Origin of the sequence: Gordonia sp. NPDC062954 (assembly GCF_044543825.1) — a bacterium.
GTDB lineage: Bacteria > Actinomycetota > Actinomycetes > Mycobacteriales > Mycobacteriaceae > Gordonia > Gordonia tangerina.
The window spans coordinates 19,556-37,692 of record NZ_JBITWL010000014.1; the positions used below are offsets into that span (position 1 = coordinate 19,556).

Genomic DNA, 18,137 nt, shown 5'->3' on the forward strand with positions numbered 1-18,137 from the left:
TACTTCCATCCTCGGGCCAGTATGTGTCAGTGCCAGTCACGCGAACGTGTTCCCACTCGAAGATCCAAGCGCTGCAAACGCTCTGCCACCACCGTCACCGCCCCCTCGGCATTCTGCACGGTGCCCCGGATCAGCAACGCCGAGGCCGAGTGTGCCAGATTCCGGTGCCGCGTCCACAGCCCGACCGAGCACACCACATTGACCATTCCGGTTTCGTCCTCCAGGTTGATGAACGTCACGCCGGACGCGGTGGCCGGACGCTGTCGATGAGTCACCGCACCGGCCACCAGGACGCGCGAACCGTCGGCGACCGTCAAAAGACCATCCGCGGGGATCACGCCCATCGCCGCCAACCGCGGCCGCAGGAACTGGGTCGGATACGACGTCGGGGTGATCCCGGTGGCCCACGCGTCGGTGGCCGCGAGTTCCACATCCGAAAGCCCCGGAAGCGTCGGCGTGGGGGCAGCCGCCTCGAGTGGCAGTTGATCCGAGCGGACCGTCGCGGCCGCCCCGGCCTCCCAGAGCGCTTGCCGCCGACTCATCCCGAAACAGCCGAACGCATCTGCACCGGCGAGCCCCTCGAGTTGCGCGACCGTCAGACCGGCCCGCCGGGACACATCCGCGATGTCGGCGAAATCCCCTTCTCGAGTGCGACATTCGACGATCCGGTCGGCAACGTCGGCACCGACGCCACGCACTCCACCCAGACCCAGACGGACCTCGAGGCCCGCGTTCTCCAGGGTCGCATGCGCCAACGACCTGTTGATGTCGGGTCGATGAACCCGCACACCGTGACGCCGGGCATCGGCGACCAGCGATTGCGGCGAGTAGAAACCCATCGGCTGCGCCCGTAGCAGCGCCGCGCAGAACGCGGCCGGATGGTGCAGCTTGAACCACGACGAATAGAACACCAGCGACGCAAAGCTCTGCGAATGACTCTCCGGGAAACCGAAATTCGCGAATGCCGCCATCTTCTCGAAGATGCGGTCGGCCATCTCCCCGGTGATCCCGTGCAGTTCCTGCATCCCGGCGTAGAACCGCCGGCGCAGCCGCTCCATCCGTTCCGGTGAGCGCTTGGACCCCATCGCACGCCGCAACTGGTCGGCCTCCGACGCGTCGAATCCGGCCACATCGACCGCCAACTGCATCAGCTGCTCCTGGAACAACGGCACCCCCAGGGTCCGGTCGAGTGCCTTACGCATCGACGGATGTTCGACGGTGGGTTCCTCGGCACCGTTGCGGCGCCGGATGTAGGGGTGCACCGACCCACCCTGGATGGGACCGGGACGGATCAGCGCGACCTCCACCACCAGGTCGTAGAAGGTACGCGGTCGCAGCCGCGGCAGGGTGGCCATCTGAGCACGCGACTCCACCTGGAAGACGCCGACCGAATCTGCGCGACAGAGCATCTCGTACACCTCGGGCTCGGTGAGGTCGAGTGTGGCGAGGTCGACCTCGATCCCCTTGTGCTCGGCCACCAGATCGATCGCGTAATGCAACGCCGAGAGCATCCCCAGACCGAGCAGATCGAATTTCACCAGACCGATCGCGGCGCAGTCGTCCTTGTCCCACTGCAGGACACTGCGGTCGGCCATCCGCGCCCACTCCGTGGGACACACGTCGGCGATCGGCCGGTCACAGATCACCATCCCACCCGAGTGGATACCCAGATGTCTTGGCATACCCAGGATCTCACCGGCGAGTCGGGTGACGTCGGCAGGCGCCTCGTCGGGCGCGCGACTCCAGGCGTCCTGCTGGCCGGTCGCATATCCCAGTGCCCGCGACATGTCCCGAACGGCGGACTTACCGCGATAGGTGATGACGTTGGCGACCTGCGCGCTGTAGTCGCGACCGTATCGGCGGTAGACGTACTGAATCGCCTCTTCGCGGCGGTCGGATTCGATGTCCACGTCGATATCCGGCGGACCGTCCCGCTCCGGCGCGAGAAACCGCTCGAACAGCAACTTGTTGGCCACCGGATCGACATTGGTGATCCCGAGGGCATAGCAGACCGCGGAGTTCGCCGCGCTGCCACGGCCCTGACACAGGATGTCGTTGGCCTTGCAGAAATCGACGATGTCGGCGACCACCAGGAAATAACCCGGGAAGGTGAGGGTCTCGATGATGGCGAGTTCGTGCTCGATCTGCCGGTAAGCCTGCGGATGAGCACTCGGCGGGCCGTAGCGACGCAACGCCCCGGCCATCGCCTTCTCCCGCAACCAGCTGTTCTCGGTGTGCCCGGCGGGTACATCGAACGGCGGTAGCTGCGGCGCGATCAGACCGAGCCGGAACGCGCAGTCGGTCGCCAGACCGACCGCGTTGTCGATGGCCTCCGGGTGGCCCGGCAGCAACCGGGCCATCTCGTCGCCGCTGCGCAGATGTGCTCCGCCCACCCCCGGCAGCCAGCCGTCGATGGTCTCGATATCGGTGCGGGCACGGACCGCGGCAACGGCCGTGGCCAGTCGACGTCGCCGCGGACCGGCGAAATGCGCACCGGTGGTCGCCACCGTCGCCAGCCCGAACTCGCCGGCCAACCCGGCCAGGACCGCGTTGCGTTCATCGTCGTCGGGCAACCCCTGCGCGGTGAGTTCCACGACGACGTCATCGACCCCGTACCGCTGCACCAGCCCGGCCAGCGCATCTCGCGCCGCCTGCGGACCACCCCGGTCCAACGCGCGGCGCACCGCCCCTTTCCGGCATCCGGTGAGGATCAACCAGTGTCCACCTGCCATGTCCGGCAGGGCATCGGAGTCATAGCGCAGCAACCCCTTCTCCCCCGCACGCATGTGCGCGTCGGCGATGGTCCGCGACAGCCGCCGATATCCTTCGCTGTCACGGGCGAGTACCAGCAGATGCTCACCCGGCGGATCGGGGACGCCGGTCCGCGCGGCGTCGGGTTCCAGGGAGAGTTCGGCACCGAACACCGTGGGCAGCTCGAATTCGCGTGCCGCCTCGGCGAATCGCACGATCCCGTAGAAACCGTCGTGATCGGTCAGGGCCAGTGCGGACAGGCCGAGACGTTGCGCCTCCTCCACCATCTCCTCGGGCATCGAGGCACCATCGAGGAAGCTGTAGGCGCTGTGCGCATGCAGTTCGGCGAATGGCACCGACGATCGGCCCCGTTCGACCCCGTCGGCGCGGTAGGCCCCCCGCTTGCGCGACCACGCCGGACTGTCGTTGCCGTCACCGGCGTTGTCACCGGGACCGAAGGCCTCGCCCGGACGTCGTCCGTCCGGCGCACGACCGGAGAGCACCCGCTCCATCTCCGACCATGTCGGCGGTCCTTGATCCCAACCCACCGAGGAAGTTTATCGAACATGCGTTCGATGAATCAAGCGCGAGCTCACACCCCGAAGGCAGGCGGATAGTCGATCATCCCCGCGGGCGTCGAACGGGTCGGGTCGAGAGCCAGAAACATCAGCGCCTCGTCGGGGACCTCGAACGGCGCGGCGACGCCGACCTCCGACGCGCGCCGGAATCCGAATCGCGGATAGAACCCCGGATGCCCGAGGACCACGACGAGGTTCTCCTCGGCGCCGGCCTCGACCCGCCCACGTGCGGCGTCGAGCGCAGCTCGCGTGACCAGTGTCCCGAGTCCGGAGTTCTGCATCGACGGCCACACCGCGCACGGCGCCAGCGCCAGCGCCGCCCGGTCGCCCACCCGGCAGCGCGTCAACAGCGCGTACGCCGCGACGCAGTCTGCGTCGTCGACGGCCACGAACGACAGCTGCGGAATCCAGGCGGCGCGGTCGCGCCTCAGCGCGCTGACCAGATCCGCTTCCGCCCGACGGCCGAACGCCGCGGCCACCAGGTCGTCGATGCCGCGACGATCGGCGTCGACCTCGGGCCGACATGCGTGTTCACCGATGTTGCCATTCGTCAATGTAAGTGTCACCCTGTCTATCAACAGCGTTCTTACCGTGAAGTAAGAACTCATCGCCTGGTCCAGTATCCCCTCGAGATCGGATCCATACCCATGACGACCTACTTCATCACCGGCGGTTCCGGCTTCATCGGCCGTCGGGTCATCGAACGCCTCCTGGCCGTCGAGTCCGACACACGGATCATCGCGCTGGTACGGGGCGCCACGCTGTCGCGGTTCAGCGAATTCCTGGCCTCCGCCGACAGCACGGGACGCGTCCTGCCGGTGGTCGGCGATCTCACTGCTGCCGGACTCGGCCTCGACGCCGACGAACTGCCCGACATCGATCACGTCATCCATCTCGCGGCCATCTACGACATGACCGCGGACGCCGATGTGCAGCACACCGCCAACGTCGAGGGCACCGCACGCGTGGCCGACTTCGCGATGGCCGCCGACGCGCTTCTGCACCATGTCTCGTCTATCGCGGTGGCCGGCGATCATCGCGGCACCTACACCGAGGACGACTTCGACACCGGTCAGGGGTTCCCCACGCCGTATCACCGCACCAAGTTCGAGGCCGAGCGTCTGGTTCGCAACCGAGAAGGGTTGCGCTGGCGCATCTATCGTCCGTCGGTAGTGGTCGGCGACTCCCGTACCGGTGAGATGGACAAGGTCGACGGACCCTACTACTTCTTCGGCCACCTGCAACTGCTCGGCGCGCTGCCCTCGTCGCTGCCACTGCCGATGCCCGATCTGGGAAACACCAACATCGTCCCGGTCGACTATGTGGTCGCCTCGCTCGTCGCGCTGTGCGCGCTCGATCCGGAACACAGCGGCCTCGTCCATCACCTCGCCGACCCACGGCGACGGACGATCACCGACATGTACAACGCGATCGCACCGGGATTCGACGGACCGCGCGGGCACACCGTGGTGCCGAACGCCATCGTCGAACCGATGCTGCGGTTGGCGGGAACCGGTCCGCTGCGGGTCGGCCGCGATCTACTGGCCACCCAGCAGGGTGTCCCGCCGGCGCTGCTGGACACCGTCGCACTGACCGCGGACTTCCGTGCGGACGCCACTGCCACCGTTCTGCACGGTCTCGGCATCACGCTGCCCGACCTCGAGGAGTACGGGCCACGGCTGTGGTCCTACTGGGCCGAACACCTCGACCCCGCACGACATCGGCGGCAGGATCCACGCGGGCCACTGGTCGGCAAGAACATCCTGATCACCGGCGGCTCGGCGGGAATCGGCAAGGCTGCGGCCAGGATGTGTCTGGCCCGCGGCGCGAACGTGATGATCGTGGCACGAGATCCGGCGGGACTCGATGCGGCCGTGTCCGAACTCTCCGCGACCCCTAGCAAGGACGGGGTGCCTCCCGGCCGCGTGAGCGCCTATCAATGCGACGTCACCGACACCGAATCCGTCACCGGCATGGTCAAAAGAGTTCTCGCCGAACATGATCACGTGGACGTGCTGGTGAACAACGCGGGTCGCTCCATCCGCCGGGCCACCATCAACGCCACCGATCGGATGCACGACTACCAGCGGGTCATGGCGGTCAACTACTTCGGTGCGGTCAACCTGATCCTCGCGCTGCTACCACATATGGTGGCCCGGCAATCCGGCCATATCGTGAACGTGACCTCCATCGCGGTGCAGTCCAGAACGGCTCGGTTCGGTGCGTATGCGGCGTCGAAAGCGGCGCTGGAGGCCTTCAGTGACGTCGTCGGGGTCGAGACCCTGTCCGATCACGTGACATTCACCAATGTCCGGCTACCACTGGTCCGCACCCGCATGATCGCTCCGACCGAGGCCTATGAGGACCAGGCCGGCGTCTGGGGCGTGGACAAAGCGGCGTCGCGGGTGCTGCATGGCATCGTCGACCGCCCGCGCCGGATCAACTCCGCGATGGGGTCACTGGCCGAGTTCGGGCATCGGATCGCTCCGGGTCTGACCGCGCGGCTCCTGCACCAGGAATACCTGCTGTTCGGCGAATCGGCCGCCGCACTCGGACAGGCCACCGGCTACGATCGTCGTCCATGACAGATGAGTCGATGGCCGACGACACGCCCTTCCTGTCGGTCGACCTCGCTCGCCTGGACCGCAACCTCACCGCGGTCGCCGATCGCGCACGCGAGCTCGGCATCGACCTTCGGCCCCATGCCAAGACCCACAAGTGTGCACAGCTCGCCCGACGCCAAATCGATTCCGGCGCAGTGGGCCTGACGGTGGCGACGATCGGCGAGGCGGAAGCCTTCGCCGACGCTCTGGCGCCGACGGTCTCCGACCTGTTCATCGCCTACCCCTTGTGGGTCACCGAGCACAAGGGTGCACGGCTGCGTTCACTCGCCCGCCGAACCCGGCTGCGCCTGGCGATCGACTCGGTGGCCGGTGCACGACAACTCGCTGCCGTGTTGACGGATGTCCCGGTGGAGGTGGTCGTGGAGGTCGACTCCGGTCAGCACCGGACCGGAGTTGTCGCCGACAAAGCCGGAGCCCTTGCCCGCGCTGCCGACGACCTCGGGCTGCACGTCGTCGGCGTGTTCACCTTCCCCGGCCACGGCTACGGCCCCGGCCCGGCCCGTCGACGCGCCGCCGACGACGAGTTCGAGGCCCTGACGCAGGCAGCCCGATCACTGCGCGACAACGGGATCGACCCGGTGGTGCGCAGCGGCGGCTCCACCCCGACGATCGGCTTCGCGAGCGCCGAGGTGCTCACCGAGATCCGTCCCGGGGTCTACCCGTTCAACGATGCACAGCAGCTCGAGCTCGGGTCGTGCACCGCCGACGATGTCGCGCTGACGGCGATCGCCACCGTGGTACACCGCAGCGGTACCCGGATCGTCATCGATGCGGGCAGCAAGATCGTGGGCGCGGACCGACCCGCCTGGACGTCGGGGTTCGGTCGCCTCCTCGAAGCCCCGACGGCTGTCGTCACCTCGCTGTCGGAACACCACGCAGTCATCGACTTTCCGATCGACCACCCGGCAGTGTTGATTCCCGATCCCGGCACGACGGTGCGCATGGTGCCCAATCATGTGTGTACCGCAGTCAATCTGGTCGATGAACTCGTCGTGCCGATGGCCGATGGGCCTGCGGACCGATGGCCGGTGATCGCCCGCGGCGCCAACAGCTGACCACATCACTCATACACTCCCTCCACCACCCAGCTCCGCGCCCGATAGCGCAGGAGCAGGGCACGCGAATCATCGAGCAGCACCTGAGCTCGGGCGGTCATCCCGGTGGGGTCATCGTCGTCGAGCCCGCTCGGCCACGGTCCGGCCCACCACCGCAGTTCCCAGCTGCGTCGTCGCCGACCGTCCGACGCCATCTGAATCGTGGTGGGCTCGGCGGAGAAACCGCCCCGACCGGTGACCTCCACCGGGGTGCCCAGCATGTCCAACACCTGGATCGGTGTCGCCATCAGCACCGCCGGGGTCGGTTGGGGTAGTCCACCCGGCCATGGTGCCGCCGGATCCCGTGACGGTAGCCGCTCCTCGCCGAGCGCCACCAGGGTGATCTGGTCCGCGGGGCCGCGGCCTCCGCTCGTGACGGGAAGCTGCACGGCATCGCCGCCGAGCAGACCCTGAACCCGCACAAGAGCGCGCCGGGCCCGTTCACCGATCTCCGGGTCCTCGGGTAAACCGTTGCCGCTCAACGAGTATTGCAACGTACCCGCACCGACCACCTCGATGGGCTCGAGACGCAGCAGTGCCACCGGGGAATCCGGTCGGTCGTCGGCCCCGGGACGCCCGCCGGTCAGCCACCCCTCGAGTTGCCATCGGATTCGGTCGGCGGTGGCCTCCGGTGTCAGCGGTTGCGCACACCGCCAGGTCCGGGCATGGCGCTGCCCTCGTTCGGTGACCGCTTCCACGGTGAGCCGCGTACACGCCGCCGACGCCGCCGCCAGACGTCCGGTCAGTTCGTCGGCCAGTCGGCGCCCGAGAAAAGCAGCCGAGTCCACCCGGTCGATCGGCGGATCACACCGGTGCTCGATGATCAGGTCGGCCGGGGCAACCTGTCCCGAAGGCGGCCTGCCGGGTGCGGCGTTGGCCAACCGATGAGCCACCACCGCGTCGGCGGCGAACCGGGTGGCGACGTCGCGGACCGACATCATCGCGAAGGCCCCGATGGTGGAGATCCCCAGTCTGCGCAGCAGTTCCACCAGCTCGACACGAGCCGGATCGCTCAGGCTCGGCTCCACCGCGAGGTCGCCGACAGGTCGATCGGCCAGATACGCAGCGTCACCGCCCGGCGGCACATGATGCCCACCACGGGCAGCCAGCACGGCGGTGAACAACTCGTCGGCGATCCCGCCCTGGACCTCCACCCCGCCCGCCGCCACCGCATCGATCAGCTTCTCGACCAGCACGTGCTCGTCCCCGAAATACCGGGCGGCCCTCCCCGCGGGCACCACCAGCAGCCCCGGCCGCAACACCTCGACGACGGGCACCAGATCTGCCACCACCGCGACCACCGGCTCGAACACCCGACCATCCCGGTGGTCGTCGCCGGCCATCACCGTCATCTCCGGACAGGCCGACTGCGCCTGCCGCTTACGCATGCCACGCCGCACCCCGGCCATCCGCGCCGGCGCCGAACAGGCCACCACCCGATTGGCGTGGAGGACGGCGACCGGGTGATGTGGCGGCAGATCCGCGGCGATCGCCGCCGCGGTCGCAGGCCAGTCCGGGCACCACAAGGCGAGGATGCGCTTCTCCGACGCTCCCGATGCCTGCGACGCTCCCGGTGGTTCCGGTGAGCCGAGCTCCGGTGCCGTGGTCAGCTCGGACATCAGTTCGCCACCGCCAAGCGGGGGCCGGTCGATGACGCAGCCAGTTCCACCTGCCGGCCCGCACCGTATCCGCTTGTCCGCATCTCGATCTCGCCGACCACACGACGCGCACCGCGAGCGGCGACCGTCAGCCGAAGGGTCATCCCACCGATCCGGCCGACCCCCGGCCGCGCCGTCGCCAGGTCTGCGGAATCGGCACCCGGTAGATGCCGGTAGGTGACGACCTCGGTCACCAGACGCAGGTGCGCACCCGGCCAGGAACCACCGGTGATCAGCAGCACCGACTTCTGTTTACGCAGCCGTCCCATCATCACCCGGGTCCGCGCGGGCGGCACCGCGGCGCCGGCCAGATCCAGCACGACCAGATCCATCCCGTCGAGTAGCACGCCGGCCACCTCGACCGGGTCGACACCCGGCTCTGGCACCGTGGCGATACGGGCCAGATCGCCGCCGAGTCCGGTCACCGCCCCCAGGTTGAGGTGCGGCATACCCACCAGTCCCACCTGACATCCCGCGCCGCTCACCGATGCGATCACCGCCAGTAACACCGACCGCGCGCCATCGACCGTGAGCACACCACCGCGGCCCAGGCCACCGCGCGGCAACAGATCGGCGATCGCGGCCGGGACCGGCAGGACCTCGTCGGACGGATCGGACACCCGCATCGCCGGCCGGTCCGGCTGCCCCGACATCGCCGCGATCCGACGCCGGAGACGGTCCAGTTCACCGTCTGTCGAACGGCGGACACGGGGGTTCTCCGAACCGTTCTCGGAAACCTCCAACGACACACTCATACAGCCTCCTACCAGCGACTTTCCGCAATAGCGCGCCGGGAAGATGCACGTGCGTTCGAACATGTTTTCGAGTGGTTTCGATACTAGGGCGCACCACCGACAACCGCAACGCGCGAGGTCAGCGGCATGCGCCCGATCGTTGTTCCACCCAGAACCCAGTCGCCCCCGCAACACACGGAGGAGCGCCGACATCGAGCACGCGAAGCACGGCGGCGACGCGTACGGCCGGGACGCGGCACGGCGGAACTCAGAAGAGGGTGAGCGCCTCTGGCGTCGGACCGGGGGCAGGGGCACCGGCCGACGCCGCGGCCCGCAGGCCGGCCGCACCCGACAACCCGTGACGTTCGACGAGGGGGCGCATCCGAGCGGCCAACCACGCCGAGTACTCCGGGGTCACATAGGCACCCCGGCCGTAGAGGCCGCGGTACCGACGCACCAGCGCCGGATGCTCGGCGGCCAGCCACTCCAGAAACCACGGCTTCGTAGCGCCGCGCAGATGCATCGGGAAGGCGGTGACACCGGCGGCACCGGCATCGGCGAGGGCCGCGATCAGGCTCTCGAGATGAGACACCGAGTCGGTCAGATACGGGATCACCGGCGCGACCATCACATGCGGCGCGAATCCCGCATCGGCCACCGCCCGGATCAGCTCCAGCCTTGCCTTGGGCGAGGGTGTGCCCGGTTCGATCGCCTTCTGCAGTTCGGCATCATAGAAGGCCAGCGAGATCCCGATGCTCACCGGCACCTTCTGCGCCGCCTGCCGCAACAACGGCAGATCGCGACGCAACAACGTGCCCTTGGTCAGGATCGAGAAGGGTGTCGCGGACTCCGCAAGCGCCGAGATCACCCCCGGCATCAGCCGATAACGCCCCTCGGCGCGCTGATAGGGGTCGGTGTTGGTCCCCAGCGCAACGGTCTCCCGGGTCCACGATCGCCGCCGCAGTTCCTTGCGCAGCACCGCGGCGACGTTGAGCTTCACCACCACCTGGCTGTCGAAGTCACGGCCGGCGTCGAGATCCAGGTACTCATGGGTCGGCCGGGCAAAACAGTATCGACAAGCGTGCGTGCAGCCGCGAAAGGTGTTGACAGTGAAACGGAACGGCAGATTCGCGGCGTCGGGAACCTGATTGAGCGCACTCTTGGCGAGCACCTCGTGGAACGTGACTCCCTCAAACTCAGGGGTCTGCACCGACCGCACCAGACCCGCCTTTCCCAAGCCGGGCAGAGCACCGTCGTCGACCACGACCCCCTGATCGGACCACCGCATACCCGAAGTCGAACATATGTGCGATGACGCTGTCAAGCGTCGCACCCTGTCTCGACGGCACGACTATCATGCAGCCTATGCCGACCACCCCGGACCACCATCGCACGCCCGGTCCCCAGTATCTGGTCGCCGGACGGTATCGATTGCGGTCACGCATCGGCGGCGGCGGCATGGGCGCGGTCTGGCTGGCCCGCGATCAGCTGTTCGACCGGGACGTCGCGGTCAAGCAAGTGGTCTCCACCGAGGGCCTCAGCGAAGAAACCGCCGAGAACATCCGCCAACGCGCCATGCGCGAGGGTCGGATAGCCGCCAAACTCGTCCATCGCAACGCCATCGCGATGCACGACGTCGCCCTCGACAGCGGTGAGCCCTGGCTGGTGATGGAGTATCTCCCATCCCGCAGCGTCGCGCAGATCCTGCACACCACAAAGACTCTCGATGTACGACAAGCGGCGCAGATCGGCGCCCAGGTGGCCGACGCCATGGCCACCGCACACACCGCCGGCATCATCCACCGTGACATCAAACCGGGCAATCTGCTCGTGACCACCACCGGCCGCACCGCCGGTCTGGTCAAGATCACCGACTTCGGGATCTCCCGCCTCAAGGACGAGGTCAGTCTGCACGGCTCCGGCGTGATCACCGGGACGCCAGCATACTTCGCACCCGAGGTTGCCCGTGGCGCCGAACCCACCGAGGCGTCGGATGTGTATTCACTCGGCGCAACGGTCTACACCCTGGTCGAGGGACAACCGCCGTTCGGCGTAGACGACGATTCACTTGCCCTGCTGCACAAGGTCGCTCGCGCCCGCATCAACCCGATGACGCGGGCCGGCGCAGTCGAGCCGGTACTGCTACGGCTGCTGGAACCGAGCCCGTCGCGGCGACCGACCATGGCCCAGGCACGCGACCTGCTCGCCGAAGTCGCTGCGGGTGAACGTGGTTCGGTCCGCCACGTGCTGACCAGCCCGATCACCACACCGGATGGCGGACTGCCCACATGGGCCCAGCGATCGCCGCGTCCACCACGAACGCATCCCACCGGCACCCACCTCCCGGTCGGGGGACCGCTGCCGGCCCGACCGCCCGCTGCCTCCCCGCACGCCGACGACCGGGTGTCGGCGGTGTCGACGGCAACAGAATCCGGGACCCATCAGCCCTCGGACCGGACCGGGCTGGGGCGCTCAGGCCCGTCGGGATTGTCGCCGACGATGCTCGCCGTCGGCATCGGTGCGGTCCTCGCGCTGATCGTCGTGGTGGTGCTGATCCTCGTCGTAGCCGGGTGAACGGCCCGGAGTGCTGGGGCTAGCCGATGTGGCGGGTGGCCGCCCATCGGGTCAACGCGTTTCGGTTGGACTGTTGGGTCTTGCGCAACACATTGGAGGCATGCGTCTCGACCGTCTTGATCGAGATGAACAGCTCGTCGGCGATCTCCCGGTAGGTGTAACCGCGCGCCAGCAGCCGTAGCACCTCGAGTTCCCGCTTGGTCAGCGAGTCGAGTTCCGGATCGAGAGGCGGCTCGGGCGCAGCGGACTTGCCGGTGAACGAGTCGAGCACGAATCCGGCCAGGCGCGGACTGAACACCGCATCCCCATCGGAGACCCTCCGCACGGCGTCGGCGAGCGCCGCCCCGTCGATGGTCTTGGTGACATAGCCACGCGCACCGGCCCGGATCGTCGCGATGACATCCTCGGCGGCGTCGGACACGCTGAGCGCCAGGAACACCGGCGGCGGGCCATCGGTGATCGCGTCGGTGACCCCACGCAACACGGCCACCCCTCCGCCCGACGGCATGTGCACGTCGAGCAGAACGACGTCGGGCGCTACGGCGAGGATGCCCGCCACCGCCTCGGCCACCGTGCCCGCCTCGCCCGCGATCGCCAGACCCGGCTCCGAGGACAGCTCGGCTCGCACGCCGGAACGAAACACCGCATGGTCGTCGACCAGAAAGATCCGACACACCGCCGCGTCCGTGGATTCCGTCGTCACGATGCCTCCCTGGTCTGTCCTGCGTCGAGATGTGAGGGCCGGCCCGCGCCACTTGTATTGTCTGCGGTTCCGGCCGAACCCGTCTGTCCGGCACCCTTATCCACCGAACCGCCGTCGGGATCGGCGTGTCCCCCACCGGATTCGCGGGGCATCACGAGCCGGACGTTGGTGCCACGTCCGGGCGCCGAATCGATGGTGGCCTCCCCGTCTGCGCGATGCATCCGGGCGGTGATCGAACGGGTGATGCCGTGCCGATCGCCATCGACGAGTTCGGGGTCGAAACCGATGCCCCGATCGCGCACGAACACCTCGACCTGGTCGTCGGTCACCTCCCCGTAGACATCCACCTTGCGCTCCCCGGAATGCTTGGCGGCGTTGATCAAGGCCTCGCGTGTCGCCGCCACCAACGCCGCCCAGCGGCGTCGCTGCGCAGCGGGTTCATCCTCCGGGCGCAGGTCGCCGACCGTGATCACGTCGACCTCGATGCCGTAGTGGTCCTCGACCTCCGCGCCGACCTCCTGCAAACTCGCCGACAGCGAACCCGCGCGTTGGGCGGGATCACCGAACAACCAGCCGCGCAGTTCACGTTCCTGACTTCGCGCGAGCCGGGCGACCTCCTCCGGTCTGCCCGCCTGCTTCTGGATCAACGCGAGCGTCTGCAACACGGAGTCGTGCAGATGCGAGGCGATCTCCTCGCGTTCGGCGTTACGGATGCGTGCGGCCCGTTCCTCGTTGAGCGCGCGCCACATCCGCATCCACAGTGGCACGGTCAGCAGTACCACCCCGATCAGGGTGGCGACCACCGCGAGCAACGTCGTCGACAACCCCCCGAACGACCGGTCGCCGGCCAGCACGATCACCACCAGACCGCCGATCACCAACAATGCGCCGCCGATGAAGCGCGTCCAGGTGAGCAACGGGGTGCGGGGTGTGCTGTGCGAGGTGTCGAACTCCCGCCACACGAGGCTCGCACCGATCACCACGAAGACGAACGGGACCAGATAGGCCGCCGGCGTGCCGGAGGTGGCGAAGCCGACCACCGACATCGCGACCAGCCCGACCAGCGCGAGGCCATAGGCCTGCCGACGCTCGCCAGGTCCGGGCGGTGCGGTGTCGCGACCGGGCGGACAGAAGAACCACAGCAGCCCGTAGGCGAGCACACCGGCTCCGGCGAGCGCGGCGAGCACCATGAACACCACCCGCACGCGGAAGGCGTCCACACCGAGGTGATCGGCGATGCCTCCCGCGACCCCGGCGATGACCCGACCGCCGTCGCGACGCATCAGTCGCGGCGTCGGCAACTGGGCCGACGTCGACGGGCTCGAGGCCGCGGGCACGGGGGAACCACTCACACCTCGATAGTGGCACGACCGACCCGCCCCGCACATCAGGGACTTTCTCAGGGTCCTCCCCCGATGTGGTGGCACGTCCGAGTCGCCACGATGGAGACCATGGACACCAAGCAGTTCGAGGGGTTGTGGGCGACCCGGCCGATTCGACCGAGCACCAACCGCACCGTCGCCGGTGTGTGTGCCGGCATCGGCGCGCGGTACCGCGTCGACCCGACGCTGGTCAAGATCGCATTCGTGGTGGCGACGCTGTTCGGCGGTAGCGGCCTCGTGCTGTACATCGCCGCGTGGGTGGCCACGCCGAGTGAGAACAAGCAGCACGACGAGCTCGGCTCGATTCGGCACGGCGAGTTCATCCACGGCCCCACGCAACAGCATTCGCGCCATCGGCGTCACCGCAATCCACAGCTGATCCTGCTGATCGTGCTCGCGATCATCGTGCTCACCTCATTCGGCCCCAACACCACGTGGAGTTCTGGTGGCCTCCTCGGCGCAGCACTGATGCTGCTGGGCTGGTGGCTGCTCTACCAGCGCACACCGGAACCGCCGGCGGGCACCAGCGTCGACACTCATCACCCGGGCACGCCCGACGTGGTCGCGGCCCGCACCGATGGCCCACTGCAGCCGTGGATTCCACGGGCGATGATGACCGGTCCGAGCGGTGCCGCTCCCGCCACCCCGACGAACTCCCCTGGTTCTGCCGCACCACCCGCAGGTCCGTCGACCTCTCCTCCCGGGCAATCGGCGTTCGGGGCCGGGGCGTTCGGGGCTGGAACACCTGACGTCGCCTCCCAACGCGCTTCCGGCACAGGGCCTGCCGCCCAGACCGACACCGGACCGACAGAGGTTTTCGCGACCGACGAGTTGCGCCGTACCCCACCGGCCTGGGATCCGCTGGGCACCGCCCGGTTCGCCTGGGATCTGCCCGAACCCGCCACCGAACAGGCGATCGACCATCGCTCGCAACGCCGTTCGCCGCTGACCCTCGTGGTGATCGGCCTCGCGGTGATCGTCGCCGCGGCCGGTGCCGCACTGCATCAGGTCGGCGTCGACTGGTTCACCCCGGCACGCATCGTCTCGATGGCCCTCGCGGTGGTGGGCGGCGGCCTGATCTATGCGGGTCTCCGCCGTCGCAACGCCGGCGGGCACAGTGCCGGGTTGGTGCCGATCGCCCTGATCCTGGGCGTCGCCGCCATCGCGACCACCAGTATCGGACATCTGAACCTGCCGTCGGGAGGCGTCGGTGAGCGGACGTGGACACCGATCGCGGAATCCGACATCGACGACGCGTATTCCCTCACGATGGGCAAGATGGTGCTCGACCTGCGCGGTGTGGACATCACCGCCGATCGCACCGTGGAACTGCGAAACGGCGTCGGCGAGATCGAGGTACTGGTGGGCGAGAACACCAACATAAGCGCCAACTGCGATGCGAACGTCGGCGACTATGTCTGCCCAGACGGACTCGACGGCGGCCGCGACGGTACCGACGGACCCGTGCTCACCATCGATGCGCACACCAACGTGGGACATGTGGAGGTGACCCGATGAACGACGACGACACCGATCTCCGCACCACCGGGAGCAGCAATACCCGGCACCGCGCGCCAGGTCTGGTCCTCCTCGGAATCGCCGCCCTGTCGGTCGCGGCGTGGGGACTGGCCGGTGGACCGGACCTACCGTCGGCCGGCGACCTCGGATGGATCGCGGTCGCCACCGGCCTGGTGATCGGCCTGCTGCTCATCGTCACCGGCGCACGGTCGTCACGACGACGATGACCCATCGATCGCCATCGACCGAAGTCACTCCCACTCGATGGTGCCCGGCGGCTTGCTCGTGACGTCGAGAACCACCCGGTTCACGTCGGGCACCTCGTTGGTGATGCGCGTCGAGATGAGTTCGAGCACCTCGTAGGGCACCCGGGTCCAGTCCGCGGTCATCGCGTCCTCACTGGACACCGGGCGCAGCACGATCGGATGGCCATACGTGCGGCCGTCGCCCTGCACCCCCACACTGCGCACATCGGCCAGCAACACCACCGGGCACTGCCAGATCTGACCGTCGAGGCCGGCGGCGGTGAGTTCCTCACGGGCGATGAGGTCGGCCTTGCGCAACATCGCCAGACGATCGGCGGTGACCTCGCCGACGATCCGAATGGCCAGACCCGGCCCCGGGAAGGGCTGGCGCCCCACGATCTCCTCGGGCAGACCTAGTTCCCGCCCAACCGCCCGGACCTCATCCTTGAACAGCAGCCGCAAGGGCTCGACCAGCGAGAACTCCAGATCCTCGGGGAGACCACCCACGTTGTGGTGACTCTTGATGTTGGCCGTACCGCTGCCGCCACCGGACTCGACGACATCGGGGTACAAGGTCCCCTGGACCAGGTACTCGACCTTGGCACCATCGGACGCGTGATCACCGAGCACGTCGGTGACCGCGCCTTCGAAGGATCTGATGAACTCGCGACCGATGATCTTGCGTTTGGTCTCCGGGTCGCTGACACCGGCGAGTTCGGACAAGAAGGTGTCGGCGGCGTCCACGGTGACGAGCTTCGCGCCGGTCGCGCCGACGAAATCGTGCTGTACCTGCTCCCGCTCGCCTGCCCGCAACAACCCGTGGTCAACGAACACGCAGGTCAACCGATCGCCGATGGCCCGCTGCACCAAGGCAGCCGCCACCGCGGAGTCGACGCCGCCCGACAGTCCGCAAATGGCCAATCCGTCGCCGATCTGATCGGCCACCGCGTCGATGAGCGCATCGGCGATGTTGGCCGCGGTCCAGGTCGCCTCGAGGCCGGCGATCTCGTAGAGAAAGCGCGTCAGCACCTGCTGACCGTGGGGCGTGTGCAGTACCTCCGGGTGATACTGGACACCCGCCATTTGACGGTCGACGCACTCGAACGCGGCCACCGGCGCGCCCGGGGTCGATCCGGTGACGATGAAACCCTCCGGGGGCTGCTGCACCGCATCGTTGTGGCTCATCCACACCGGCTGCGTCTCAGTCAGTCCCTCGTGCAGCACTCCGTCACCGGTCACCGTCAGCGTGGTCCGACCGAACTCACGCCCGCCGGTGTTGGCCACCTCCCCACCGAGCTGGCGGGCCATGGCCTGAAACCCGTAGCAGATGCCGAACACCGGGACCCCCAGGTCGAAGACACCCGGGTCGAGGGCGGGCGCATCTTCGGCGTACACCGACGCCGGCCCACCCGACAGGATCAGTGCCAGCGGTTTGCGGGCCTCGAACTCCGCGAGCGGCGCGTCGTGCGAGATGACCTCCGAATAGATCCGCGCCTCACGCACCCGCCGGGCGATCAGCTGCGCGTACTGCGCACCGAAGTCGATGACGAGCACCGGGCGAGGACCGTCGGGAAGGGGTGCGGAAGAAGAATCTGTCACCCCAGGGAGTTTAGTGATCAACGTCGCCAGACATAATGCAGGCATGTCTTCGACCACCGGCGCGCCATCATCCTCACGCCGTTTTTCACTGTCGGTGGCCGATCTGACGCAGGCCGCCGTGTTCGCCGCGCTGATCGCGGCCCTCGGACTACCTGGCACCATCACCATCGGGGCCTCGGGTGTGCCCATCACCCTGCAGACCCTCGGTGTGATGCTGGCGGGTTCCATCCTCGGCCCCCGCAAGGGCACGCTCGCGGTGATCATCTTCGCCGTACTGGCTATCGCCGGGCTACCCATCCTGGCCGGTGGACGCAGCGGGCTGGTCGCACTGTCCTCGCCGACGGCCGGCTTCTTCGTGGGCTTTCTGCCCGCCGTACTGGTGATCGGGCTGGCTACCGCGGCCATGATGCCGCGTTATCGCATCGTGTGGGGCGTCGGCATCAACATCGTCGGCGGCATGGTGGTGATCTACGCGTGCGGCGTCATCGGGTTGCTGCTGCGCACCGATCTGTCGCTGTGGGCGGCCATCTCCACCAACGGCATCTACATTCCCGGCGACATCGCCAAGGCTGTGATCGCGGCGCTGGTGGCCGCTCAGGTGCACCGCGCCTACCCGGGACTGATCGCCCCGATCCGGCTGCGCCGCGGCCACTGACCCGACGTCGGTGAGCGAATCA

Annotated in this window: 14 protein-coding genes; 6 read left to right on the top strand and 8 right to left on the bottom strand. The window is 68.1% G+C overall.

All coding sequences use genetic code 11. The features are described 5' to 3' along the window. Positions 1 to 26: 26 nt before the first annotated feature. Together ACIGKQ_RS14480 and ACIGKQ_RS14485 are read right to left on the bottom strand one after the other, a co-directional pair. On the bottom strand, positions 27 to 3,299 hold the full coding sequence (locus ACIGKQ_RS14480) for an error-prone DNA polymerase (protein WP_266059557.1): 3,273 nt from the start codon (positions 3,297 to 3,299) through the stop codon (positions 27 to 29). 44 nt (positions 3,300 to 3,343) lie between these two features. Further along, positions 3,344 to 3,883, bottom strand: a complete 540-nt coding sequence (locus ACIGKQ_RS14485) for a GNAT family N-acetyltransferase (RefSeq protein WP_266059558.1) — start codon at positions 3,881 to 3,883, stop codon at positions 3,344 to 3,346. Between the two features lie 93 nt (positions 3,884 to 3,976). Here ACIGKQ_RS14485 and ACIGKQ_RS14490 point away from each other — a divergent pair, with 93 nt between their 5' ends. Together ACIGKQ_RS14490 and ACIGKQ_RS14495 are read left to right on the top strand one after the other, a co-directional pair. Then, on the top strand, positions 3,977 to 5,914 hold the full coding sequence (locus ACIGKQ_RS14490) for an SDR family oxidoreductase (protein ID WP_235723718.1): 1,938 nt from the start codon (positions 3,977 to 3,979) through the stop codon (positions 5,912 to 5,914). Next, positions 5,911 to 7,008 carry an alanine racemase gene (locus ACIGKQ_RS14495; protein ID WP_235723717.1) on the top strand — a complete coding sequence of 366 codons (1,098 nt, stop codon included), beginning with the start codon at positions 5,911 to 5,913 and terminating at the stop codon, positions 7,006 to 7,008. The genes ACIGKQ_RS14490 and ACIGKQ_RS14495 overlap by 4 nt, the downstream gene beginning before the upstream one ends. 5 nt (positions 7,009 to 7,013) lie before the next feature. Here ACIGKQ_RS14495 and ACIGKQ_RS14500 read toward each other — a convergent pair whose 3' ends face one another. From ACIGKQ_RS14500 to ACIGKQ_RS14510, 3 genes are all read right to left on the bottom strand, one after another. Further along, a complete protein-coding gene (locus tag ACIGKQ_RS14500; RefSeq protein ID WP_396574192.1) occupies positions 7,014 to 8,666 on the bottom strand; it encodes a DNA polymerase Y family protein in 1,653 nt (550 codons plus the stop codon). Beyond that, on the bottom strand, positions 8,666 to 9,460 hold the full coding sequence (locus tag ACIGKQ_RS14505) for a hypothetical protein (RefSeq protein ID WP_396574193.1): 795 nt from the start codon (positions 9,458 to 9,460) through the stop codon (positions 8,666 to 8,668). The genes ACIGKQ_RS14500 and ACIGKQ_RS14505 overlap by 1 nt, the downstream gene beginning before the upstream one ends. Positions 9,461 to 9,707: 247 nt before the next feature. Continuing rightward, positions 9,708 to 10,727: an Rv2578c family radical SAM protein gene (locus ACIGKQ_RS14510; protein ID WP_396574195.1), complete on the bottom strand. Its 1,020-nt coding sequence runs from the start codon at positions 10,725 to 10,727 to the stop codon at positions 9,708 to 9,710. A 77-nt stretch (positions 10,728 to 10,804) separates the two neighbouring features. Here ACIGKQ_RS14510 and ACIGKQ_RS14515 point away from each other — a divergent pair, with 77 nt between their 5' ends. Further along, on the top strand, positions 10,805 to 12,013 hold the full coding sequence (locus ACIGKQ_RS14515) for a serine/threonine-protein kinase (protein WP_235723713.1): 1,209 nt from the start codon (positions 10,805 to 10,807) through the stop codon (positions 12,011 to 12,013). 19 nt (positions 12,014 to 12,032) lie between these two features. On the opposite strand, the gene ACIGKQ_RS14520 is transcribed toward ACIGKQ_RS14515, so the two are convergent. Next, a complete protein-coding gene (locus ACIGKQ_RS14520; protein ID WP_308191702.1) occupies positions 12,033 to 12,716 on the bottom strand; it encodes a response regulator transcription factor in 684 nt (227 codons plus the stop codon). Continuing rightward, a complete protein-coding gene (locus tag ACIGKQ_RS14525; RefSeq protein WP_235723757.1) occupies positions 12,713 to 13,999 on the bottom strand; it encodes an ATP-binding protein in 1,287 nt (428 codons plus the stop codon). Before ACIGKQ_RS14525 ends, ACIGKQ_RS14520 begins: the two co-directional genes overlap by 4 nt. A 168-nt stretch (positions 14,000 to 14,167) precedes the next feature. Between ACIGKQ_RS14525 and ACIGKQ_RS14530 the strand changes: the two genes are divergently transcribed. Continuing rightward, on the top strand, positions 14,168 to 15,616 hold the full coding sequence (locus ACIGKQ_RS14530; RefSeq protein WP_396574198.1) for a PspC domain-containing protein: 1,449 nt from the start codon (positions 14,168 to 14,170) through the stop codon (positions 15,614 to 15,616). Beyond that, entirely contained in the window at positions 15,613 to 15,843 is a 231-nt protein-coding gene (locus ACIGKQ_RS14535) for a hypothetical protein (protein ID WP_396574200.1), read from the top strand. The genes ACIGKQ_RS14530 and ACIGKQ_RS14535 overlap by 4 nt, the downstream gene beginning before the upstream one ends. Before the next feature lie 24 nt (positions 15,844 to 15,867). Here ACIGKQ_RS14535 and guaA read toward each other — a convergent pair whose 3' ends face one another. Further along, on the bottom strand, positions 15,868 to 17,415 hold the full coding sequence (gene guaA / locus ACIGKQ_RS14540) for a glutamine-hydrolyzing GMP synthase (protein WP_372512288.1): 1,548 nt from the start codon (positions 17,413 to 17,415) through the stop codon (positions 15,868 to 15,870). 88 nt (positions 17,416 to 17,503) lie between these two features. Here guaA and ACIGKQ_RS14545 point away from each other — a divergent pair, with 88 nt between their 5' ends. After that, on the top strand, positions 17,504 to 18,115 hold the full coding sequence (locus ACIGKQ_RS14545; RefSeq protein WP_266059569.1) for a biotin transporter BioY: 612 nt from the start codon (positions 17,504 to 17,506) through the stop codon (positions 18,113 to 18,115). Positions 18,116 to 18,137 lie beyond the last annotated feature (22 nt).